We start from the raw sequence: 23954 nt of genomic DNA on the forward strand, positions 1-23954 counted from the left end.
TTACCTTATGCTTTTGCAATATGATTGATGGCATCTATGAGCCTGTCGAGGTCGTTCAGGGTGGTGTATACATGAGGGGTTACACGCACGCCATCGAGTTTTTCCCATTTAACGGGCGATGTATGTATTTTATATTTGCCTAGCAATTCGCCTTCTATTTTACCGCCTTCCATGCCTTCAACTCCAAAATGTGCCAACGCTCCCGAAAATTCTTTTTTCAAGGAAGTATTCATTTTCACTTTAGGCAGTTTAATGGCCTCTTGCGCCCAGTAATTTTTTAAATACCTTAAACGTGCCTCTTTACGTGCATTGCCAATGGCTAACTGAAAATTAAGTGCCTGCCCAATAGCCTGCTCAATCATGAATGGGCGCGTGCCGAGGTTCTCAAATTTTCTGATATTATCAGAATTAGGCTTATCGTTCGGAATCAGCGGGAATACCTTACTTATTTTTTCCTTTTTAATCCAGAGCATTCCAGAACCTATCGGTGCCGAAAGCCATTTATGCAGGCTGGTTCCGAAATAATCTCCTCCCAAATCAGGAATTTTGTATTCCAGATGCGCAAAAGAGTGGGCTCCGTCAATCAGTACTTCAATTCCTCTTTTATGGGCCTCATCGGCTATGCGCTTCGAGGGTAAAATCTGTCCATTCCAGTTAATAATATGTGTAATATGTACTACTTTGGTGCGGGGTGTCATTTGCTCCACAAATTTTTTCACTATCAAGTCGTTATCTTCCGCAGGTAGTTCCAAGTCTACATAATTAATCTTCAATCCATCCCGAAGTTCACGTTGCCGCCATGCGTGTAACATATTGGGGTAATCGTAGCGGGTCATCACTATTTCGTCACCTTTCTGTAAAGGCAAACCCAGAATCACAGTGTCGAGGGCTTCGGTGGCATTTCGGTTAATAGCTATTTCTTCTGCTGACACCCCAGCAAATTTAGCCAGATTCTCTCTGAGTGGTTCGCGTCCCTGGTCTAATATACGCCACATAAAATAGCTTGGGGCTTCGTTGGCAAATTTGCCATAACGCTCAACCGCATTTTGTACAACCAGTGGCGCAGGGCTTACCCCGCCGTTATTGAGGTTGATAATCTGTGGTGAAACCGTATAGGCTTGTTGAATCTGATACCAGAAATCTTCGTCGGTGGCTAGTTGTTCCGGTGTTTTTTCAGGCTTTAGTGTGCTGATACTCAGCAGGTCGTCGGCTGAAATGGCTTTTAACGACGGAATAAGTGACGCACCCGTAAAGGCAGATAATTTCTGAATAAAGTGTCGGCGAGAGTTCATTAGTTTGAGTGTAGGTTAATGAGTGTTCGCGAATATAACGAAAAGCCAGCCCGATACAAATGCCCACACTACATTTCTTGTTTTGACTGGCAACAATCTGCCGAATATCTAGTAAAACCTTTGTTAAATCCTATCAAAACAGTCAAATTATGGGTTTTCACGAATACTTATCAACAAAAAATCCCAACCACTTGGCTGGGATTCTTGTCTACGCTACACTGCGCCACTATTCCAAACTCAAACCATAACATGTCGTACGAGACGCACTCTGATAAGTACCGCAAATCATTACACCATCGTCTCCGTTTTCTTTGGCTTCTTTAATAGCAGCTTTGAAATCGTTTACAGAATTTATTTTTCTTTCACCTACTTTCATTACTACAAAGCCTTCGCGCATTTGGGTATAATCTGCAATGTCACCATCATAGATTTTCTTTACAACTACACCACCCGAAATACCTAGTTTTTGTTTGTCTGACGATGATAACTCGCCTAATTCAACACCTAGTTTTTCAAAGGTTTTGTTGGTGTTTTCCACTTCTTTCTTTACAATATCTTTACCACCATCACGATTACGAAGTGTTACATCAAAATCTTTTAATTTGCCGTCACGTGTTACTGTAACAATAGCTGACTCGCCCGGACGTTTACGGCCAATTAATTCCTGTAATCTTGGGCCGCTTTTTGTTTCAACGCCATCTACTTTTACAATTACGTCGCCTTTCTGAATACCTGCTGCTTTAGCGGCACCGTTTTCAATTACGTCTGCTACATAAATACCTTCTGACACTTTTGAACCAAGTTCTTCAGCTTTTTTGCCATCCAGTTCTACCAGATTGATTCCCAAATAACCACGTTGTACGTTACCATATTTGATAATATCGGCTGTAACTTTTTTAACAATGCTCGATGGCACTGCAAAGGCATATCCGGCATAGGCACCATTAGGGCTTGCAATTGCTGTGTTAATACCAATTAATTCGCCTTTAAGATTTACTAAAGCACCACCACTATTACCCGGATTTACGGCTGCATCAGTCTGAATAAACGACTCAATGGCATCGCTTGTTCTGGCTTCGCGGCTGTTTTCGCCGTAGCGTCTGAACATTTGTTGTTGTTGTTTTTCTGCCAGAATACCAATGCTACGGCCTTTGGCACTTACAATACCCGCAGTAACAGTCGACTCAAGGTTGAAAGGGTTACCTACGGCCAACACCCACTCACCTACTTTTACGTTGTCCGAGTTAGCGAAGGTCATGGCAGGGAAACTGCTTCCTTCGATTTTAACAACAGCGATGTCGGTCGAAGGGTCGGTTCCTAATACTTTGGCTTTATAAGATTTGTGGTCAGACGTAACTACTTCGAGCTCGTCGGCACCTTCTACCACGTGATTGTTAGTGGCTATGTAACCATCGTTTGAGATAATTACCCCAGAGCCTGATGATTCCTGTTGCTGGTTACGGGGTGAGCCAAAAGGTGAGTCGTCACCAAAGAAATCATCAAAAATAGAGCGTTGCTGGCGCACCATGCGAGATGATTTGGCTTTGATATGCACTACCGAGGGGGTTGATAGTTCGGCGGCATAAGTGAAGTCACCTGGCACTGCTCCGCCACCTGTATAGTTAGCTAAACGATTGAGCGACGGGCTTGAGGCTTCACTAAAGATTACGTCTTTTCCTTCAATACCCAGCATACGATAACCACCTATTGTTACAATACTGCTGGCAATAGCAATACCGATTGTTTTTAATGTGCTGTTCATAGTTCTTACTGCTGATTTAAAACTGAATTATTCTGATTACACTGACTGGAAAACCCAATCATTAGTAAAGTATTCTCAAATGCAAGTTTCTCTTTTAGGGTAACAAAAAATAGTACCTTGTTGTTTGTTACAAATTTAACGCAAAAGTATTTATGAAAATTCGGGTGTTTGTGGATTTTTAACAAATTTTAACTAGGGTGCTTCTGGGCTTCAAACAAAAGGCAAGAAACCTTTCGGAATCTTGCCTCTGAGGAATATATGTTTTGCTTATGCAATTTCGATCAGACGTGGTTCTCTTGGTTTTGCTTCTTCTTTTTTAGGTAATTCCAAACCTAAAACACCATCGTTGTAAGATGCCAGAATTTTATCGCTATCGACGGTTTTAGGTAAAGTAAACGAACGTTTGAAAGAAGAATAGTTAAATTCTTTGCGTGTGTACTTACCGTTTTGTTTGGTTTCTTCGGTTTCGGTTTTTTGTTCGGCCGAAACAGTAAGCACATTGTCATGAACATTAATTTTAAAATCTTCTTTTTTCAAGCCCGGAGCAGCTAACTCAAGTTTATAGGCGTTTTCATCTTCAAGAATATTTACAGCCGGAAAAGAATGTTGATGTGCAGGTGCTACACGCTCGAAATCGTTAAAAAAGTTTTCTAATAATGAAGGGAATGATGGAGCGAAACTTCTTACTAATGTTGCCATGGTTATTTATCGATTTTAATGTTTTTAACTTTTGATTTGCCACGTCGTTGTGGCGACACCTCTTAGTTATCAATTTGTATACCACCTCAAAAAACAAGACAAAATGACATTAAAATGTTTTATTCGATAAAAACAAAATGACAAATTGTCATTTTCATATTTTTACCCACCGCAAAATAGTCATACAAAAACAGAGGGAATCAGCACAAGGCCAACTCCCTCTGTTGGGGTTATATCAGAATTAATTCAGTTTCTCACGTAATTTTTGTGCATAAGCATTATCAGGATTTACCTCCAACGATTTTTCACAGTACCGTAAGGCCATTTCTTTCATGCCTTTTTTCTGATAAGCCTCCGCCAGCCTGTACAAACCGTTGTCGCTTTTGGGGTTTACAGTTACGGCTGTCTGGTAGTAACTAATGGCTCGGTCGTAGTTTTCTTTGTCCAGATACAACCCTCCCAGATTAAAATTGGCCTCATAGTGCTTGGGGTTCAGGCGCACTACATCTTCGAGGTCGGCTATTGCCTCATTTACTTTACCGAGGCTTGTTTTACAATTGCCGCGTTTATAGTAACTGGCTTCAAGATTAATACCCAGACTAATGCAGCGGTCAAAAGCAATCAGGGCTTTTTCGGTTTCATTTCTGTTATAAAACTCCATGGCTTTCCTGAACAACTGGTTATTCGGAATTTTATAGATTGCTTGTCTGACATCGGTCGGTTTTTCTTCACCAGTATCGATTTTCAACTCGAAACCGTCAAAAATTTCTACATTATTGCTATTAGCCAACTCTTTCAGTTCTTTACCTTTCTGAATAGCCGAATCGGCTGTATGTGCCTCTTTTTTACTTACCTCTAACTGATACCTGCCACCTAATTTAGCGATACCTACATATTGGTAATCTTGTTTTACGAGGGCATCTTTCAGTTGTACAATATCCTTAGGGTCGGTATCAATAAAGAAATAATGGTAGTCGACGGGTTTTGACTCATCAAAGCCATTATTTTTTAAATGAGTAAAAAGGGCCTGCACCTCGCTTGAATGGTTGCACTTCTGGCTAAAGCCTGCTAGCGGAATAGCGGTTAACGACAAAAACCCGAAAGAGAGGAATTTCTTTCGGAACGAAATATTACATACTTGTTTAATCATACAATTAAAAAAGACTGGTTTGCATAAACTCAGGGTAATTATAAGGTTTCTGCACCTCAGGTGTATCCGAATTTTTTTCAGAAATTAGGCGGCTTACGGTATAAGCTACCATTTTTTTCTCATCGAAAGGCTTGGTAAAGGCATCAATAGTAGTTTCTGAAAAACCTTTATGTAGCCATTCTGACTCGGCTTCTTTAGGTAATATAACGGGCATACGCTGCTTTGAATTGTGTATGCGTGCCATTAATGGGTTTGCTTCTGTTGTCAGGATAGAGAATGTATGCTGTGGTTCGCCACTTTGTTTGTCTGTCCATGTTTCCCAGATACCAGCCATACTGAAAATCTCTTCATTTTTTAGATAAATAAAGTACGGATACTTTTTACCATTCAGGGTTTGCCACTCAAAAAAACCAGTCGATGGCACAAGGCAATGCCTTGTCTGGCTGGCTTCTCTGAAAGATGGTTTCTCAAAAATAGTTTCTATGCGTGCATTGAGCGTATTGGTACGTAGTTTCATTGCTTCTTCATGGCTGCGCGCCCAAGCGGGTATCAGCCCCCATTGCATGGCCTGAAGCGTATCAGGTTCGGCATCTGTAATAACAGGCCACGGCCTGAAACCAAACGCATTGGCATGGTAGACTGGTTTAATTTTTTCGGGGTCTTTTATTTTCTTAACCTTATAGCGTTCGGCTAGCTGTTCGGTTTTGGCTTTCTGAGAATTATGGTAACACATTTCTGGCAAGTATCTGGTGGAATTATACTTAAATATACGTATTTATAGCCTAAACAACAAGAATTTTATAGTAAAACCCTATTTACGGGGTGTTTGTTCGGAAAGCCTGTAAAAAGCAAAGACACCCCGAAGAGTGTCTTTACCATCCCATTATCCTGACAAATTTTCCAAACTCATTTCGGGATTCCGAAAGCAGTTGCAACAGTATCAAAATTAGTATAATCTATATTTACCCTTGCTTTAACGCCTCCGGGTATAATAACGTAACGAAACTGCAAATTATTGGCTGGTTTGCCCGATGGCTCTAACAATTCAAGGAAATTTATAACAATATTGCCCATATACATACCCACGTTATAGTTGCTAATGCTTGTGGGTGTAGTTAAACTAAAAGGTAACAAATAGGCTGGACTGGCACTGTTCTGCCGCACGTAGGCCAATACAACGCCCGTATCGACCATATCCTGAGTTATTCTGGACTCGGCTATGGTATAAGTATAGTTAATGTCAGAAACCTTTTGCCAGTTGCTCGAGGTCGGAATAACCCAATCTGAGTAAATCACATTTGCCGTACCAGTATCGCCTTTGTCTCCTTTAGCCCCTTGGCTACCATTTGTACCATTCGCGCCGGCAGCACCCGGGTCACCTTTGTCTCCTTTAGCACCAGTTGCGCCTGTTATGCCCGTAGCGCCCGTTGCTCCGGTTGGGCCGGTGGCACCTGTTACTCCTTTGGCTCCTTGTGGGCCAACGGCTCCGTCGGGTCCTTGCGGACCTTCACAGGCTATAACCACAAAAAGGCTGATAATTATACATGGTAGTAGTTTTGTTTTCATGTTCATACTGTGTAAGTCAGTTATAAGCTGGTTTTTAGTGTTACTGAATTTCAGCCGATATTATTCGGGGTTTTGTTTATGTGGTTTCTTTATGTATGATAATCTGGTATTGTTTATGTTAAGCAAACAAAACCAAAGAGGAACATAAATTAATTGAAACCAACCAATAAAAAACCCTCCAAGATTGTGATTCTGGGAGGGTTTTGTTGGTTTATCTTACATAGCTGGCGGCTGCTGAGAAAACTTCACCTCCAGCCCTCTATCGAGTTTATTCTTGATTACTTTCATACTTACCTGCCCGTTTGGCTTAATTTTCCAGACCAGTAGCGGGTTTTCAGAAACAGGTTTTCCGTAACGCACATTGAATAACTGAATTAATTCTTGTTTTAAACCGTCGTTCGTTTCGTCGGTATTCATATAAATATCCAGTTCAATACCTGTAACGCGGTTCTGGCTGTTTCTCTGGTAAAGAATATCAACTGTTTCAAGGTTTTCGGTATCAAAAGAATAACCCACGTGCGAGTCTTCTTCTTCAAAGAGGTCGCTTGTTTCCACTTTTTTAACTTCTTCTATGGAGTCACCGAACTTCACACCTCTTAACAGTCCTTCTCCGTTACCCATAATGGAACGGAAAAGCGTTTGCACATTGCTAGAAGCAACAGCTTTTTGGGGGGCAGGGACACTTACTTCCACTTTGGGGCTTTCTTTTGGGTTACTACAAGCAAAGACAAACAAAATTAAAATAAAAATGTAGATTTTCATGATTTTCGGACGAATTGTGTCTGTATTTAATATATATTTAATTTAGAAATCTCTGGTTACTGCAAAAAACACTCTACCTTCTTTTAACCTGTTTACTGAGTAATTTATTCTTCCCACAATGTTATACCACGTTACTACATCAAGCCCAAGCCCTGCACCGACTATTGGTTTATTGGCCAGACGGCTGTTATTTAACTCCTGATAGTAATTCTTCACGTACCCAACGTCAATAAATGAATTTAAGTATGCCGCTATCGGAAAAGTATTAAACTGCCTTATTTTCAAGTATTTTTTCAGGTCGAATGTGCGGTTAAAAAGCTGGTATTTCAGGTTTGTTTTCAGGAGGCCATAGTACTGCCCATCAATCACATAAAGTTCATAGCCCCGCACAAGGTCATTTCTGTACCCTAGCCCTATTGTCTGGAAAAACGGCTGTCTTTTCGGGAACGACGCTCTGGCCCGCAGGCTATAATTGGCATAGAATTTCTTCCCTAAGGGAAAATACTGTGTATAGCCCGCCGTCAGACTGAATACGTTCACGTTGTCGCTGGGCAATAGTCCATATTTTGTTGCCTGAAAACTCACATAATGCCCATCAAGGGCATATTGCCGGTTATCGCGTTTATCGTATACATAAGCATAACTAGCCAGAAAATACTTTTGTTCTTGCTGCCCTTTCAGAAAATAATAAGGGTTTAGTACAGCAATGGTGTCTGCTATCTGGGTTTTTGTGTAACTTAATTCAAATAACTGGTTCTGATAAAAGCCTGTGCGGTGGCTAAATACCGAATATATATAGAGCCTTTCGCGTTGTTTTTTTTCACTTTCCAGAAACTGCAATTTATCATGCCATGTTCGGTAAGCCATTGTTTTATTCATGACATACAACACCCCGAGCGAAATTCTTTTCCGTAAATCCTTATCCAGATAGGGCGTTGAGTAAGCTATTTCAAAATTAGGCACAAACCCAAACTCGGCCCTGAGCTTTAGCTGGTCGTTATTACCCGTCAGGTTGGCGTGTCGGGCATAAACGCCATAAATGGTTCGTGTCAAATCTCGTTTTCGTTCATACCACCATTCGTTAAAGTTACGGTCGGCCAGATAAAAAACCGGAAACCCAACCATATACAGCCTTTCTTTTACTTCGATTTCGATGTCAATCACGGTTTCCGAAATATTTATGGGGCTTATGCTTACGGTAATAAACAAATTGGTGTTAACAATTTTTCTGCGGTCGGTTTCCAATACCTCCCGAAGCGTGGCTTTATTTAGGCTATCGCCTTCTTTCACGCCTACTTCCCTTAAAATAATTTTATTTTTTGTACGGTAATTACCTTTAATGTAAATATGCCCCACAAACAAGGAATCGTTGGCCATAGCCTGCCATGAACAAACCTGTAACAAACAAATTATTGAAAAAAATAGGAGTTTTTTCATTCAGGGGAGTAAATAGGAAAGTTTTATTGCCGAAACCAAAAGGTGAAAGGTTACTCGTGCTTGAAAACTCAAAATTAAGGCTTTTCTGCGAAAAAACTTAAAATTTCAGAAATCAATACAGGAAATATAAATTATTCTCATATTTACGTATTCAACCTAAAAACCAGAGTTATGGAGCGTTTGTTTATAACTGAGAAAATCAGTGGCTTATTGCCTAAAATCAAAGACTTCGTTGTTAACGAATTATACCCACTTGAAACCACCGAAAACCTTACTCATAATTTCTCTCAGATTGAGCCTGTTCTTCAACAAAAAAGAGCTTTAGTAAAAAAAGCCGGACTGTGGGGCCTGCACCTACCCGAACAAGACGGAGGGCTTGCATTAACGCTGTGCGAGTTTGGGCAGATAAGCGAAATATTGGCCATGACACCATTCGGGCATTTTGTTTTTAACACACAAGCCCCCGATATAGGCAATACCGAGCTAATGCACAAATATGCGCCGGCACACCTGAAAGAAAAATACCTGAAACCTTTGATGGATGGTGCTATAAGAAGTTGTTTTTCGATGACCGAACCTGAATTTGCGGGGTCAAACCCTACACGCATGGGTACAACTGCTATAAAAGATGGAGACGATTACGTAATAAACGGGCATAAATGGTTTACTTCGTCGGCCGACGGCGCGGCCTTTGCGGTAGTAATGGCCGTAACCGACCCACAAGCGGCTCCACACAAAAGAGCCAGCCAGATATTGGTTCCGACCGATGCACCGGGCTTTAAACTGGTCAGGAATATTCCGGTTATGGGCCATGCAGGCGATAGCTGGGCAAGCCATGCCGAAGTAACTTATGAAAACGTGAGAGTACCCCAAGCCAATTTGATTGGCCCCGAAGGAGCCGGTTTTTTACTGGCGCAAGAACGCCTCGGGCCTGGCCGGATTCATCATTGTATGCGCTTTATTGGCATTGCCGAGCGTAGCTTTGAATTAATGTGCCAGTATGCTGCCACAAGAGAAATAGAAGAAGGCGTAATGCTAGGCGAGAAACAGTTTATTCAGGGTTTTATTGCCGAAAGCAGGGCAGAAATTGATGCAGCAAGGCTTTTGGTTTTACGAACAGCCAAAAACATTGACGAGCAAGGAGCCGCAGCCGTACGCGACGAAATATCAATGATTAAGTTCTTTACGGCAAACATGATGCTAAGAGTAATTGACCGCGCCATTCAGACGCATGGTGCTCTAGGCATGACCAACGATATTCTGTTGGCCCACTGGTACTCGCACGAACGTGCTGCCCGTATTTATGATGGTGCCGACGAAGTGCATAAAACGGCGTTGTCGCGTAGTATTCTGAAAGGCTATGGCCTCGATGTCCGAAAAAATAAAGCCTGATACTTTATGTCTATACCTATGAAACCTCTGTTATTCTTGTTTCTTCTTTGTTCGGCTGTAACGTTTGCACAAAACGACAGGGAACCTCTTTTTACCGCCTCCGACGGCACAAAAATCCACTACGAAGTAAGTGGCGAAGGCACGCCCGTAGTACTGGTGCATGGCTTTATGAGCAACAGTAAATCATGGAAAAGAGGGGTGCTGATTCAGGAATTAAACAATGCTGGTTTCAAGGTTATTAATCTCGATTTAAGAGGAAATGGCCTTTCGGACAAGCCTCATAAGTTGGAAGCCTACCAAAACAACGCCGAAATAAAAGATATTATGGCTTTAATGAAATACTTGGGTTTTAAGAAATACCATGTGGTAGGGTATTCGAGAGGGGCTATTCTGGTAGCCAAGCAACTCACTTTTGATAAGCACCTCATGAAAGCCGTTATTGGTGGTGCGGGTGTTGACTTCACCAACCCTAACTGGGAAAGGCGCAAAATGTTTGCCGAGGCGTTTTCTGGTAAAGCACATCTTTATCCTGAAACCAAAGGAGCCATTGAGAGTGCCAGAAGAAATGGCGTAGATACGCTGGTGATGGGTTATTTACAGAAAGTTCAGCCTACCACGCTTCCGGCTGAACTAAAAAAAGTAAAGAAACCTGTGCTGGTAATTTCGGGCGACCAAGACAGCGACAACGGAGATGTTCCGGCTTTAGCCAAATTAATACCCAAATCAACCCTGAAAACCGTTCCGGGGAATCATGGCAATACCTCTCAGTCAGAAGCCTTTGCCAAAGCCATAGTAGCTTTTCTGAAAGAACAATAATACTGATATTTTTTTAGGCTGCTGTATTTTCGGCTATATCGAGTATAATTCTGAAAGTAGTTCCTTTATCCAGTTGGGTTTCCTTCACAAATAGCTTACCGTCATGGTAGTTTTCAATAATACGTTTGGCAAGTGTTAAGCCTAAACCCCAGCCGCGCTTTTTGGTACTAAAACCCGGCTTGAATATTTTACGCAAGTTGGCCGGAGAAATACCTTTGCCTGTATCTGTTACATCAATGGCGATACGGTTTTTCGAGAGGGGAAGCAAATTCACCGACAGTTCGCCTTTACCGCTCATGGCATCAACGGCGTTTTTGCAGAGGTTTTCAACTACCCATTCAAACAAATGGCGGTTTACTTCTACTGTTACGTCGGCGGGTATCTGGCTTGCAAAATGTACCTTTACTTTGGTCGAAATGCGTCTTTCGAGATATTTAAGGGTCTGTTCAACCATTTCTGATACCTTTTCCTGACTCATTTGTGGAATAGAGCCTATATTCGAGAAACGCGTGGTGATGGTTTCAAGCCGTTTTACATCTTTTTCCATTTCGTCGCCGATGGTTGCATCAAAATCAGGGTTTGCCCGTAGCACTTCCACCCAAGCCATTAATGCCGAAATTGGCGTACCTAACTGGTGAGCTGTTTCTTTAGCCAAACCTACCCATACCCTGTTTTGTTCTGCCTTGCGTGACGAACTATACGCGATGTAAGCCAGTATTCCAAAAATCAGAAATGTGCCAAGTAAAATATACGGAAAATACCTGAGTTGTTTTACTACCACAGAATTGCTGTAATATACATAGCCTTTGTCTTTGCCTACTACAAATTCAATTGGTGGATGCTCCTGAGCCATTTCGGCTACTACATTATATTTAAAATCCAGTTTTTCTTTGGGTGTCCATTTTCTTTTCTTGTCTTCTAATTCCGGTATATTCTGCGAATAATCGGACGGAATACCATTCATGACGATAATCATCGGCACGGTCTGGTTGGCTTCCAGCATTTCCTGTACGTAGGTATACTCACAGTCTTTTCCATACTGCTCAATTGTAAAGCTAATACCTGAGGCATATAAGGCTGCATATTTTTTTTCGCGCTCTTCAACCTGTTGCCCTAGCTGATTAAAATAATATAATACTGCTGCTCCGATTATTAATAAAAGAAAAATAAGAACAAATCGCCAACCTGTAATCTGTTCATAAATATTAACAAAAACCTCTCGTCTTGCCATGAAAAAGAAAAATTTGACTTGTTTTAGGGTAAAGGTGTCATTTATTTTTGAATATAGCCATCACCTGCCACATATTTCAACGAAAAACTATATGACTTTAGTTTTTGCTTTTTGCCAAGCCAAGCCAACAGATAAAACATTCGCTTACACATAGTGTTTCATTTTTCACTATTTTTGCAACTATTATTGATAATTAAAGCACTTTTTATGTCTGCGTATCACGTTCCTGTTATGCTCAAAGAATGCCTCGACGGCCTGAATATAAAGCCCGATGGCATATATGTAGATGTAACTTTTGGCGGTGGCGGGCATTCGAGAGCCATTCTTGAACGACTAAGCACCGGAAAGTTATATGGTTTTGACCAAGATGCCGATGCCAAAGCCGAATCAAAACTGATAGATTCTAAGAATTTTACCTTTATTGATGCCAACTTCCGAAACATCAAGCAATACTTACGTTTGTTCGGAGTAAAAAAAGTTGATGGTATTCTGGCCGACCTCGGTATTTCGTCGCATCAGATTGATACACCCGAACGCGGTTTCTCGACCCGTTTCGATGCCGAGCTGGATATGCGCATGAATCAGTCGGCGCAGGTAAGTGCCCGAGACATCGTAAATGAGTATTCGGTTGACCAACTGCATAAAATACTGGGTATGTACGGCGAAATCCAGAATGCCCGCACGGCCGCACAAGCTATTTATACAGCCCGCCTCAATAAAAGTATTGATACCATTAATGACCTGAAAACAGTTTTACAGAAATTTGCGCCGCGGGGCAAAGAAAACAAATATTTTGCACAGGTTTTTCAGGCACTCAGAATTGAAGTAAATGAAGAAATGGCAGTGCTGGAAGAATTTTTGCAACAAACGCCCGAAGTGCTGGCTCATGGTGGCCGTTTGGTGGTGATGTCGTATCACTCGCTCGAAGACCGTCTGGTAAAAAACTTTATCCGAAGCGGGAAATTCAGTGGCGAAGTAGAGAAAGATTTATTCGGAAACGACTTAAAACCACTCGAAGCCGTTAACAGAAAAGCCATAGAGGCCAGCGAAGCAGAAGTGCAACAAAACCCAAGAGCCAGAAGTGCCAAGTTAAGAATAGCCGAAAGTTTAAAATAAGCCAGCCAGATGATAAAAGTAAGTGTAATGGTTCTGACTTACAAACACGAAAACTTTATTCGTAAAACGTTAGATTCCATTCTTAGCCAGCAAGTAAATTTTCCCTTTGAAATACTGGTAGGAGACGATGCCTCACCCGACAGCACGGCCGCTATCATTAAAGAGTATCATGAAAAATACCCCGATGTGATTGTTCCGTTGCTTCATGAAAAAAACCTCGGTGGTTTTGGCAAAAACAATACACTGGCAGCTTTAGCAGTAGCCAGAGGGCAATATATTGCACCAATGGATGGAGATGATTACTGGACCAACGAGCATAAACTACAAAAGATGGTCGATTTTCTGGATACTCACCCCGACTACGTAGCCTGTTTTCATAACGCTGAAATTATTTTTGATGATGATTCTCACCCGAATCAGTTTGTAAATCCACCCGACCAGAAAGAGATTGTTACCATCGAAGATTTTATTGGTGAAGACGAAGTCTGGTTTATTGCAACATCTGCTATTGTTTTCAGGCACGGCATTATTAAAGAATATCCGCAATGGTTTCATGACTCAAAAAGTGGCGATATTCCGCGGTATATCCTGTTGGGCAAAAATGGCGGTAAATTCAAGTACATAAACGAGGTGATGTCGGTTTATAGAAAAAACAGGCATACAGGCATGAGTTTCACCGACGGCTATAACGATATTGATTTTTTACAGAACCGCATAGGAATGTATCAGGGCATTGACAAGGAACTCGACTACCGGTTTCATAAAACCCTCAACCGAAACATTGCACGCTATTATCGCATGATGCTCGACAGCAAACAATATGCAGACAAATACTTCCGCAAAGTTTTTGCAGCCATTCAGTACTTGCGTCTGGGACAGCCACCTCGTGCGGTTTCTAAAGAGATTATCCGTGAATATATTCTTCCGAAGTGGCTAAGCAAAACATACAGCTTTTTTGCGCTGCTACCTCATCGTTTAAAAAATAATAGCTAACGCCACACGTATGAAAACCAACCGCCCCAAAGTGAGTGTTTGTATACCCACCTACAACCACGAAAAGTTTATCGGCCAGACCCTCGACGGAGTACTGATGCAGAAAACCAACTTTGATATTGAAATTGTGATTGGTGACGATGCCTCAACCGACAATGCCCCGCAGATTATTGCGGCATACGAAAAGCAACATCCTGACCTTTTCAGGGCTTTTTTGCATCAACAGAATCAGGGGCCGAAAGAGCCAAAAGAGTTTGCCGGGCGCAATAACGTGCTTATGCTTCTGAAGGCTTGCAAGGGCGACTACGTAGCACTATGTGAAGGCGACGACTACTGGACAGACCCTTTGAAACTACAAAAACAATTTGATTTTATGGAGGCCAACCCCGATTACATGATTTGCCACCATAACATGAAAGTGATTTATGAAGATAACTCGCCCGAGCATTTTTTTAATATCCCTGACCAGAAAACACATTCGACAATTAACGATATTCTGGAAGACCGCTGGTTTATTGCCACAGCCAGTACATTTTACCGGAATTATTTCCTGAACCATGATTTTGCCGAATGGCATAGCCGCGCAGCCGCTGGCGACTGGGCTTTGGTGATTCAACTCGCAGCACGTGGCCATATTCATTATATTCCTGAAACTATGGGCGTTTACAGAAAACACCGTGGCGGATTAAGCAATGTGCAGTCGACCACAAACGTTGGGTTTCTGAAGAACCGCAAACAGATGTTTGCCGATGTGAATAAATGGCTTGATTTTAAATATGATGCTACTGTTCAGCAAACTTTAAAGAGATACGACGAACAAATTCAAGCATACGAAGGTAATTTTTTCTAATTTTGTGACACTACCCGATTTATAATTTGGTCACCTCTTAAAGTAACAGAGGTTTATCTTTATGAAAATAACTATCATTACTCCACTTTTTAACGACTGGGACTGTTTATATCAGCTTATTGAAGAGATTCGAGTGGTACTAACCCCTACCCAATACCATAACTATAAGGTTTTAGTGGTAGACGACTGCTCAAGTCTGGAGGTAGATAAAACCAAATTAGCGGGGCATCCGGTTGAGGTTTTGCACCTCAATAAAAATCTGGGTCATCAGAAAGCCATTGCCATAGGGCTTTCGTACCTGAATGTACACTCGGAAGATGATTTGTTTGTGGTGATGGACGTAGACGGTGAAGACAAACCCGAACACCTGCCTATTTTACTTGATGAGGTATCGAAAGGGTCTCAGAAAGAAATTGTTTTTGCTCGCCGTACCAAACGCAAAGAAAGTTTCTTCTTCAAGATTTTTTACAAGGTTTATAAATACATATTTATTGGCCTAACCGGCAAAGTAATCAACTTTGGTAATTTTTCGGTTATACCCAAAAAACTGCTCGATAAAGTTACACACGTTTCGGACATCTGGAATCATTACCCGGGCGGTATTATCCGTTCAAGGCTGTTATATAAATCGGTAGGTCTGGAACGAGGCGAGCGTTACACAGGCAAATCAAAAATGAATTATACCTCGCTGGTTATTCACGGGTTAAGTGCCGTAGCTGTTTATATCGACACCGTTTCTGTGAGGCTACTGGTAGCCATCTCAGCCCTTGTTTTAACGGCTGTGCTGGGTAGCATTCTGGTATTTTTTTATACCACTCATTTTCCTTTGTGGGCTGTGCTGTTATTCTTCGGAATACTCATGCAAGCCTTTTTAAGTTCCTTAATTTTAGTGTTTACGGTACTTTCCTATCGGGTAAATTTTAATTTTCTTCCGGCAGCGCACTTTCAGGACTACGTAGAGTCTGTTGAGAAATTTTAACGCTGCAAAGCAGGATATTACCACAAATCATGATTCTTTTGAATGAAAAATAAAGCAGGTATCTATTTTCTGATTCTGGCCCCTATTATTGCTTTTTATGTTTTTGTTTATAAAAACGCATTTAACATTGGCTGGAACGACGACTGGCACGGGATAGAGGGTTTTCTGGCAAGCTGGATGCAACAAAACACTTTTGGCGAAAAAATATCGCTGCTGTTCTCGCAAATGTGCGAACACCGCATTGTTTATGTACGCCTAAGCACTTTGTTGTGTTACCATTTGTTTGGTGAGGTAAATTATAAGATACTCATGCTTATGGGGGTGTCTTACCTGCTCATTCTGCCGTTTGTATTTTACCGCCTCCTGCGCGAAATCAATCTTGGGCTGGCTTATCTGGTGCCTATTATTTTCATTATTTTTAATACACAGCCTATCGAGAACATTTTCTGGGCCATTACCTCTCTCCAGCCCAACACCGTTATCATTTTTGGGTTATGGGGCTTTGGCTTATTACTGTTTTATCCGAAACCGTGGGCTTTTTATCTGGCCAATGTATTGTTTTTTCTGGCTATGTTCACCAACGGAAACGGAATGTTCTCTTTTCTGGCAGCCATTCCGCTGGTGCTGTATGCCCGTAGCAAAAGCCAAAAAATTCAGTATTTTGTTATTCTGGTGTTTAGTTTCTGGCTGTATTTCCATGATTTTAAAAAACCGGGTATCCGCCCCGACGTCATGGTTAATATTACCCAGTATCCACATATTATTCTGGGCGATTTTTTTGCGTTTTTTGGTTCACCCATCGACAGTACCGTTCAGTTCTATAACATCAGCGTTAAATATGTAGTAGCAATTATAGCAGGTATAGCCATGTTGGGCTGGCTGGCTGTAATTCTATTTACTTTTTTATTTTATCGTTTTTACCCCAAAGCCAACAAACAAACCAATAACTGGTTTTTCAGGCTATATACACGCCTTGTACAGTTTCCTAAATTTAATCTTTACCTGCTGGCGGCACTGTTGTTTGTAGGGCTAAGCGGGGCGGCGTTTTCGGTGTCAAGGGCTAGTCAGGGGCTTGAACAAGCCTTTGCAAGCCGCTATAAAACAGTTTCGCTTATTTTGTTTATTATTCTCTACTTGAGTTCTTTTAATATTTTACCTGCCAGCCAATGGAAAAAATACCTTAAGGTATCTATTGTGCTAGGTTTATTGTTTAATTTGTTTTCGTACTACGAAAGTTGGGACGACGTTGAGAACCGACGACGTTTTTTCGGAACAACCATTCTGAACTGGAAAAATAACGGGCGTTATTATTACTATGCCTTTGAAAACTCACGAACACCCGACGACCACGCCCCTATAACTCAATACCAACGCCTGCCAATTCCGCCCTATAACTATGCAGGCTTTGTGCCAGGTGTTATGAAATACGTAAATGATATTCTCTGGATTAGCCGCGTACACTTCAAAAATTATACGCCTCCAGCCGAAATTGATACCCTTAACAAGGCTTTATACCAAAATCAGGTAACACAAACGGGCGAAGAAATTGCAAAACTTACCGACGGCTCAAATACGGTTCATATTGAAATAGCCAATGCCTTTGTGCCTTTCGGAACCAGATATGATGGCTACTATGCCATTTTTACAAACGAGAAAAACAAACTGGCTTTTCCGCTCGAAACTCAGGCCAATAAGTTTACACATTTCCTGAGTTCACAAAGGTTTTATAATAACCATATTGATGCCATCGTAGCAAAACCAGATTTACCAAGCGGGCAATTTGCCATGAAAATTGGCAAACTCGATAACGGCCGCTTCAGAATTATTCAAGAACAAACTATTACCATTCCATAAACAGACAAAGCTTTCTGACATGAAATTAACTATAATAGGCGGAGGAATGACCGGGCTGGCGGCTGCTTATATTGCCGCTAAACAAGGTATTAAAGTAACCGTAGTAGAAGGTAGCGACAAGTTCGGGGGCTTACTTAATACTTTTGAAATAGGCGGTAACCAACTGGAGCATTATTACCACCACTTTTTTACGCAAGATGCCGAACTCCGTTGGTTATTGAACGACCTCGGCATTGCCGACAAAGCCTTTTACAAGAAAACCAGTATGGGTGTTTTCCGAAATGGTAAAATATATAATTTCAACTCGCCCATAGATTTACTAAAGTTTAAACCCGTAGGCTTAATTGGCAAAGTAAGGTTCGGGCTAACTAGTATTTTTCTTGGCAAATTTGCTAACTGGACCAAAAACGAGGGGATTTCGACCCTGAATTGGTTTTATAAATGGGCCGGTAAAGGTATAACAGATGCCCTCTGGAAACCTATGCTCAATATCAAGTTTGGGCCGTATGCCAGTCAGGTGCCTTTGTCGTGGATGATTGGGCGCATGGCACAACGCCTGAACTCCCGTAATGATGGCGACGAAAGTCTGGGGTATATTCAGGGTAGCTGGAAAACCCTGCTCGATGCCCTCGTAAAAAAACTTGAAGAAATGGGTGTTGAACTCATTAAAAATGAGCCGGTAGAAGAGTTTGTTATTAACAATAATCAGATAAAAGCCATAAAAACCAAAAATCTGAGTATTGATGGCGATAAGTTTCTGCTAACGATACCGTCTATCTACTTCGATAAAATCAAAAACTCTCCGCTCGATGCCAATGGTATTGAATACTTCGGGGCAGTTTGTACTATTCTTGAAATGAAGAGGTCGTTCAGTCATATTTACTGGATGAACGTAGCCGATGAGGGTTTCCCGTTTGGCGGTGTTATTGAACACACCAACTTTATTCCGAAAGAACAATATAACAATTCGCACATTGTGTATTTGTCGCGCTATTTTGCCATGAGTGAGCCACTGGCCAACATGAGCGAAGAAGAAATAAAAGCCGTGATGATTCCGCCATTGAAACGAATTAACCCTGAGTTTTCGGAAGACTGGATTAAGAAGGTTTATATTTTCAAGACAAACACGGCTGCAACGGTTTGTGATTTGAATTTTTCAGACAAAGTACCTGCCTGCCAGACCTCAACCCAAAATCTTTATATTGCCAATATGGCGCATATTTACCCCGACGAACGAAGCACCAATAACTCAATCAGGGTAGCGGCCGAGGCTTGCGAGGTGATGGATATTAAAGCTGATTTTGTGCCTTATGGTGCCTCTCTGTCAGGAAAGATTGGATTTAAAAACAAATTTGAAAAATAATACGATAATTTTTCAACCATAAAACTTTTTTATATCTGTTGGCGTTTATACATCATACACGTTTTTCAGAGAGAGTCCTGCTTCAAAAAAAAGCAGGACTTTTTTATTTGTATCTGTTTCTTCTTTATCTTTTGTTCAGCAAATAAGCTATCTTTGCGCTTCAAACATTCGCACTAAGCTCTTGTTCTAATGATTTCTATTGTAATTCCTATTTTTAACGAAGAAGAAAACCTCCCCAATCTTTATAATAGACTAACCGCTGCGGCTCCTTCGTGGGGCGAAGACTACGAAATTGTACTGGTAGATGATGGCTCCCGCGACCGCTCTCTGACCATGATGCGCGTAATGGCAGAAAAAGATAGCCACGTCAGGGTTGTAAAACTTTCTCGGAATTTCGGCCATCAGCCCGCTATCTCGGCAGGGATAAAATCGGCCAAAGGAGATGCCATAGTAATCATGGACGGTGACCTGCAAGACCCACCCGAAGAACTGCATCGGTTTCTGAGCAAATGGCGCGAAGGCTACGACGTAGTCTATGCCATCAGAACCAAACGGAAAGAGAACTTTTTCAAGAAAATGGCCTATTCAACTTTTTACAGGTTATTGGCTTGGATTTCAGACATTGAGATTCCGCTTGATTCGGGCGATTTTTGTGTGATGGACAGAAAAGTAGTAAACGTACTGGTACACGAAATGCCGGAGCAGATTCGCTTTGTGCGCGGTATGCGCGCCTATGCGGGTTTCAGTCAGGTAGGTATTACTTACGAACGAGCCGAACGAGCTGCCGGAGAAGTAAAGTATACATTCAAGAAACTGCTTCAACTGGCACTTGATGGTCTTTTTGGGTTTTCTAGTTTTCCGTTGCGGCTGGCTACTTATATGGGCTTTCTGATTTCGATTCCTTCGTTTTTTCTGGGCATATTTTTTGTGTTACATCGCGTAATAGGCTTCAAGGTATTTGGCCATGCCCCCGAAGAAACCCCCGGAACAGCCTCGCTGGCCGTAGGTTTATATTTTCTGGGTGGCGTAATTCTGATTATTCTGGGTATTTTAGGCGAATACATAGGCCGGATTTACATCGAAGTAAAAAAACGCCCATTCTTTGTTATTGACGAAATCATTGAAAAGAAATAAAGATTTTTCTATACAACCTTTTGCTATGCCATACGTTATACGATATGGCATATTTTGTTTTATAAGAACCAATTCAAGTAACACTTTTAATGCCTTATATACTCAAAATGAATATAATTTAATTCCAAAATATTCAATCCGTATGATTATTTCCTAACTTTGTATCTTTGATTTAAATAACCAATAATGCTCACTCATTCCCTAAAACTCCGCAAACCCCTTGCAGTAATTGACCTCGAAACGACCGGAGTTAATATTACCAAAGACAGAATTGTAGAATTGTGTATTGCCAAAGCAAAAGTTGACGGAACTGTTGAGGTAAAAACTAAATTGATTAATCCTGGTATACCGATTCCGGTTGAAACAAGTATGATTCACGGAATTTATGATGAAGATGTAAAGGATGCCCCTTCTTTTAAGCAAATCGGCAGGTCATTGGCACAATTCCTTGAAGGCTGCGATTTAGCCGGTTTCAATAGCAACCGTTTCGATGTGCCTATGCTGGTAGAAGAGTTTTTACGGATAGACGTAGATTTTGATACCAAAAACCGTAAACTGATTGATGCCCAACGAATATTCCATTTAATGGAGCCGCGCACGCTTTCGGCTGCTTATAAGTTTTATTGCCATAAACAACTCGACGGCGCTCATAGTGCCGAAGTAGATACACTAGCCACTCTTGAGGTGCTTTGCTCGCAGGTAGAAAAATATGACGGTGTAAAAGTAAAAAACGACCAGGGCATAGAATACGAACCAGTAAAAAATGATATGGATGTGTTGCACCAGCTTACATCTGCCAACATTGTTGATTTTGCCCAACGCATGACACTCAACAACAAAGGTGAAGTATTATTTAATTTCGGAAAACACAACGGCAAGCCTGTTAAATATGTGTTAAAACAAGAACCACAGTATTATGACTGGATTATTAATGGTGACTTCCCGCTTGATACAAAAAGAAAACTAACCGAGATAAAACTAAAAATGATGCTCGAAAAATAATTTTTTGAACAGCAAAGGCAAATTTCTTTCTGAAAACGCCAGCGTTTTATTAAAAATTAGTACAAAGTTAAAATTCAAATTGATAATTGTTTATTGACAATTGTTCACTATTTTTGCGAAAATCTTTTCAGAAACAATCAAAAATCTGCAAATGCAAAGTCAAATACCAGACATTATCCAGAAAGTTCCTTTGATAAATTATGTCTTATTGGCAAGTATTTTATTCATCATTGGTATTGTAGGCGTGCTAATACGCCGTAATGCAATCATTATATTCATGTCGATTGAATTAATGCTCAATGCTGTTAACCTTTTACTGATAGCATTTTCTTCTTACAGGGCTGACCCCTCGGGGCAGGTTTTTGTATTTTTTATTATGGCAGTAGCAGCAGCAGAAGTAGCCGTTGGTCTGGCAATCATCGTTATGATTTACAGAAACATCCGCTCTATCGACGTTGGTTTACTAGATAAATTGAAGTGGTAAATTCTTCATTTCCTGGCCTCAATAATCTAGGAAATACAAAAGATATAACAGATTTTTAACCTTATTTAACATGCCTTTGAGGCTAAGGCTATTAATATATGTCAATCATTACTCTAATACCTTTATTTCCGCTCATTGGTTTTTTAATCAACGGTCTTGGCTTTCGTAAAATTCCTAAGAGTATAGCCGGGCCTGTGGGTGTTGGTGCTGCTTTGCTATCATTTGTTGGCACTGTGGTGGCTTATTCGCAACTTCAGGCGAATAATGGCCTAATCAACATTAATGTTTTCGACTGGATTACCGTCGGTACATTACAAATTAATTTCTCATTCCAGATAGACCAGCTATCTATCATTATGCTATTCGTTATTACGGGCGTAGGAACACTCATTCACATGTATTCGATGGGTTATATGCACGACGACGAAGGCTATGGTAAGTTTATGGCATTCCTAAACCTGTTCCTTTTTTCGATGCTACTGCTCGTGATGGGTTCAAACTACATTATTATGTTTATAGGTTGGGAAGGCGTTGGTTTATGCTCTTACCTGCTTATTGGTTTCTGGAATAAAAACACCGAATATGGCAATGCCGCCCGAAAAGCCTTTATCATGAACCGTATCGGTGACTTGGGCTTTCTGATTGGTATTTTCCTGATAATTGCCAACTTTGGTACTGTCGAATACGCACAGGTTTTTGACAAAGCCAAGGCGTTAACCGTAGGTGATAACACAGTTATGCTTATTACGTTCTTTCTGTTTATAGGGGCAATGGGTAAATCGGCACAGATTCCGTTATATACATGGCTACCCGATGCCATGGCCGGCCCTACTCCGGTGTCAGCCCTGATACACGCTGCAACGATGGTAACGTCAGGTATTTATATGATTGTCCGTTCAAATATACTGTACACGCTTTCTCCGCAAACACTCGAGTTTGTAGCATGGATTGGCGTAGCTACGGCTGTTTTAGCGGCAACAATTGGTATTTTCCAGAACGATATTAAAAAAGTGCTGGCTTACTCAACCGTGAGTCAGTTAGGATACATGTTCATGGCTTTAGGTGTAATGGCCTATACATCAGGCTTTTTCCACGTAATTACCCATGCTTTCTTCAAAGCCTTGTTGTTCTTGGGTGCTGGTAGTGTTATCCATGCCATGAGTGGCGAGCAGGACATCCGCCGTATGGGTGGCTTATGGAGTAAAATCAAAATTACGGCTATCACCTTCCTGATAGGTACTATTGCCATTTCGGGGATTCCGCCATTTGCAGGTTTCTTCTCAAAAGACGAAATTCTGGCTCATGTATACGAGCATAACAAAATTATGTGGGTATTGGCTGTTTTAGGCTCAATGATGACCGCCTTCTATATGTTCCGTTTGTTCTTCCTGACATTCACGGGGGCTTTCAGAGGTACACATGAGCAGGAGCATCATTTACATGAGTCGCCAGCCAGCATGACCGTACCGTTAATGGTACTGGCTGCGTTATCAGTTATTGGTGGTTTTATTGGTATGCCTGAAATTTTTCATTTCCCTCATGCTTTGGCCGATTTCCTTAATCCGATTTATGACGGCTCAAGAACGGTGAATCCTGAGTTTGGCGCACACCCGATGGACCACTCAACCGAATGGATGTTAATGGGGATTTCGGTAGCAGCGGCAGCCATTTCTATTTTTGTAGCTTACACCCGCTTTGGTAACAGCAAAAACGTACCTGTTGAAGACAGCGAAATTACTGGCGCACAGAAGGTTATTTATAACAAATACTATATTGACGAAACCTACTGGGCTATTTTTGTGAATCCGGTAAAACACTTGTCTAACCTTTTCGCAAATATTGTTGAACCTAAAGGTTTTGATGGCATCGTAAATGGTATAGGTAATTTTGTGAATAGCTTCAGTAACTTTGCCCGCCGATTACAGGCTGGCGGAGCCGGATTCTATTTGTTTGCGATGGTTATCAGTATTGCTGTAATTGTAGCTATTAATATGGGCTATCAGGTTCTTGAAACTATTAAAGCATTTGTTGGGATAAAATAATATAGCGTTCTCACTGAACATTACGACTTA

The 23954-nt window shown here is 41.2% G+C and carries 21 protein-coding genes; 12 read left to right on the forward strand and 9 right to left on the reverse strand.

Annotated elements, in window-relative coordinates; all coding sequences use genetic code 11:
- Positions 1 to 5 precede the first annotated feature (5 nt).
- From WAA15_RS07245 to WAA15_RS07280, 8 genes are all read right to left on the reverse strand, one after another.
- Positions 6 to 1292 (reverse strand): aminotransferase class V-fold PLP-dependent enzyme, encoded by a 1287-nt coding sequence (locus tag WAA15_RS07245; protein ID WP_337042045.1) that lies wholly within the window; start codon positions 1290 to 1292, stop codon positions 6 to 8.
- Positions 1293 to 1518: 226 nt separating this feature from the next.
- The gene (locus WAA15_RS07250; RefSeq protein ID WP_337042046.1) at positions 1519 to 3054 is read right to left on the reverse strand and encodes a Do family serine endopeptidase; all 1536 of its coding nucleotides are present in this window, start codon (positions 3052 to 3054) and stop codon (positions 1519 to 1521) included.
- Positions 3055 to 3321: 267 nt separating this feature from the next.
- Positions 3322 to 3753 (reverse strand): Hsp20/alpha crystallin family protein, encoded by a 432-nt coding sequence (locus WAA15_RS07255; RefSeq protein ID WP_337042047.1) that lies wholly within the window; start codon positions 3751 to 3753, stop codon positions 3322 to 3324.
- Between the two features lie 241 nt (positions 3754 to 3994).
- Positions 3995 to 4903 (reverse strand): tetratricopeptide repeat protein, encoded by a 909-nt coding sequence (locus WAA15_RS07260; protein WP_337042048.1) that lies wholly within the window; start codon positions 4901 to 4903, stop codon positions 3995 to 3997.
- Positions 4904 to 4907: 4 nt separating this feature from the next.
- Entirely contained in the window at positions 4908 to 5636 is a 729-nt protein-coding gene (locus tag WAA15_RS07265) for an SOS response-associated peptidase (protein ID WP_337042049.1), read from the reverse strand.
- 173 nt (positions 5637 to 5809) lie between these two features.
- Positions 5810 to 6469, reverse strand: a complete 660-nt coding sequence (locus WAA15_RS07270; RefSeq protein WP_337042050.1) for a hypothetical protein — start codon at positions 6467 to 6469, stop codon at positions 5810 to 5812.
- A gap of 216 nt (positions 6470 to 6685) precedes the next feature.
- Positions 6686 to 7231: a hypothetical protein gene (locus WAA15_RS07275; RefSeq protein ID WP_337042051.1), complete on the reverse strand. Its 546-nt coding sequence runs from the start codon at positions 7229 to 7231 to the stop codon at positions 6686 to 6688.
- Positions 7232 to 7273: 42 nt separating this feature from the next.
- A complete protein-coding gene (locus WAA15_RS07280; RefSeq protein ID WP_337042052.1) occupies positions 7274 to 8668 on the reverse strand; it encodes a BamA/TamA family outer membrane protein in 1395 nt (464 codons plus the stop codon).
- Positions 8669 to 8839: 171 nt separating this feature from the next.
- Here WAA15_RS07280 and WAA15_RS07285 point away from each other — a divergent pair, with 171 nt between their 5' ends.
- Together WAA15_RS07285 and WAA15_RS07290 are read left to right on the forward strand one after the other, a co-directional pair.
- Positions 8840 to 10060 carry an acyl-CoA dehydrogenase family protein gene (locus WAA15_RS07285; protein WP_337042053.1) on the forward strand — a complete coding sequence of 407 codons (1221 nt, stop codon included), beginning with the start codon at positions 8840 to 8842 and terminating at the stop codon, positions 10058 to 10060.
- Positions 10061 to 10078: 18 nt separating this feature from the next.
- Positions 10079 to 10876 (forward strand): alpha/beta fold hydrolase, encoded by a 798-nt coding sequence (locus tag WAA15_RS07290; RefSeq protein ID WP_337042054.1) that lies wholly within the window; start codon positions 10079 to 10081, stop codon positions 10874 to 10876.
- 13 nt (positions 10877 to 10889) lie between these two features.
- Here the strand turns inward: WAA15_RS07290 and WAA15_RS07295 are convergent, their stop codons facing one another.
- Positions 10890 to 12107: a sensor histidine kinase gene (locus tag WAA15_RS07295; protein WP_337042055.1), complete on the reverse strand. Its 1218-nt coding sequence runs from the start codon at positions 12105 to 12107 to the stop codon at positions 10890 to 10892.
- Between the two features lie 207 nt (positions 12108 to 12314).
- Here WAA15_RS07295 and rsmH point away from each other — a divergent pair, with 207 nt between their 5' ends.
- The 10 genes from rsmH to nuoL all read left to right on the forward strand — a co-directional run bounded on the left by rsmH (position 12315) and on the right by nuoL (position 23924).
- Positions 12315 to 13223 (forward strand): 16S rRNA (cytosine(1402)-N(4))-methyltransferase RsmH, encoded by a 909-nt coding sequence (gene rsmH, locus WAA15_RS07300; RefSeq protein WP_337042056.1) that lies wholly within the window; start codon positions 12315 to 12317, stop codon positions 13221 to 13223.
- 9 nt (positions 13224 to 13232) lie between these two features.
- Complete coding sequence (locus WAA15_RS07305) at positions 13233 to 14216, forward strand: glycosyltransferase family 2 protein (protein WP_337042057.1); 984 nt, start codon at positions 13233 to 13235, stop codon at positions 14214 to 14216.
- A gap of 10 nt (positions 14217 to 14226) precedes the next feature.
- Entirely contained in the window at positions 14227 to 15066 is an 840-nt protein-coding gene (locus WAA15_RS07310; RefSeq protein WP_337042058.1) for a glycosyltransferase family 2 protein, read from the forward strand.
- Positions 15067 to 15127: 61 nt separating this feature from the next.
- The gene (locus tag WAA15_RS07315; protein ID WP_337042059.1) at positions 15128 to 16045 is read left to right on the forward strand and encodes a glycosyltransferase; all 918 of its coding nucleotides are present in this window, start codon (positions 15128 to 15130) and stop codon (positions 16043 to 16045) included.
- A 42-nt stretch (positions 16046 to 16087) separates the two neighbouring features.
- Positions 16088 to 17899 (forward strand): hypothetical protein, encoded by a 1812-nt coding sequence (locus tag WAA15_RS07320; RefSeq protein WP_337042060.1) that lies wholly within the window; start codon positions 16088 to 16090, stop codon positions 17897 to 17899.
- A gap of 19 nt (positions 17900 to 17918) precedes the next feature.
- The gene (locus tag WAA15_RS07325; RefSeq protein ID WP_337042061.1) at positions 17919 to 19262 is read left to right on the forward strand and encodes an NAD(P)/FAD-dependent oxidoreductase; all 1344 of its coding nucleotides are present in this window, start codon (positions 17919 to 17921) and stop codon (positions 19260 to 19262) included.
- Positions 19263 to 19451: 189 nt separating this feature from the next.
- Positions 19452 to 20396 carry a glycosyltransferase family 2 protein gene (locus tag WAA15_RS07330; RefSeq protein ID WP_337042062.1) on the forward strand — a complete coding sequence of 315 codons (945 nt, stop codon included), beginning with the start codon at positions 19452 to 19454 and terminating at the stop codon, positions 20394 to 20396.
- Positions 20397 to 20582: 186 nt separating this feature from the next.
- Entirely contained in the window at positions 20583 to 21398 is an 816-nt protein-coding gene (locus tag WAA15_RS07335; protein ID WP_337042063.1) for a 3'-5' exonuclease, read from the forward strand.
- A gap of 151 nt (positions 21399 to 21549) precedes the next feature.
- Positions 21550 to 21882: an NADH-quinone oxidoreductase subunit NuoK gene (nuoK, locus tag WAA15_RS07340; RefSeq protein WP_337042064.1), complete on the forward strand. Its 333-nt coding sequence runs from the start codon at positions 21550 to 21552 to the stop codon at positions 21880 to 21882.
- 98 nt (positions 21883 to 21980) lie between these two features.
- Complete coding sequence (gene nuoL, locus WAA15_RS07345; protein ID WP_337042065.1) at positions 21981 to 23924, forward strand: NADH-quinone oxidoreductase subunit L; 1944 nt, start codon at positions 21981 to 21983, stop codon at positions 23922 to 23924.
- The last annotated feature ends 30 nt before the right edge of the window (positions 23925 to 23954 follow it).

Origin of the sequence: Emticicia sp. 17c, from assembly GCF_037153985.1 — a bacterium.
Taxonomy (GTDB): domain Bacteria; phylum Bacteroidota; class Bacteroidia; order Cytophagales; family Spirosomataceae; genus Emticicia.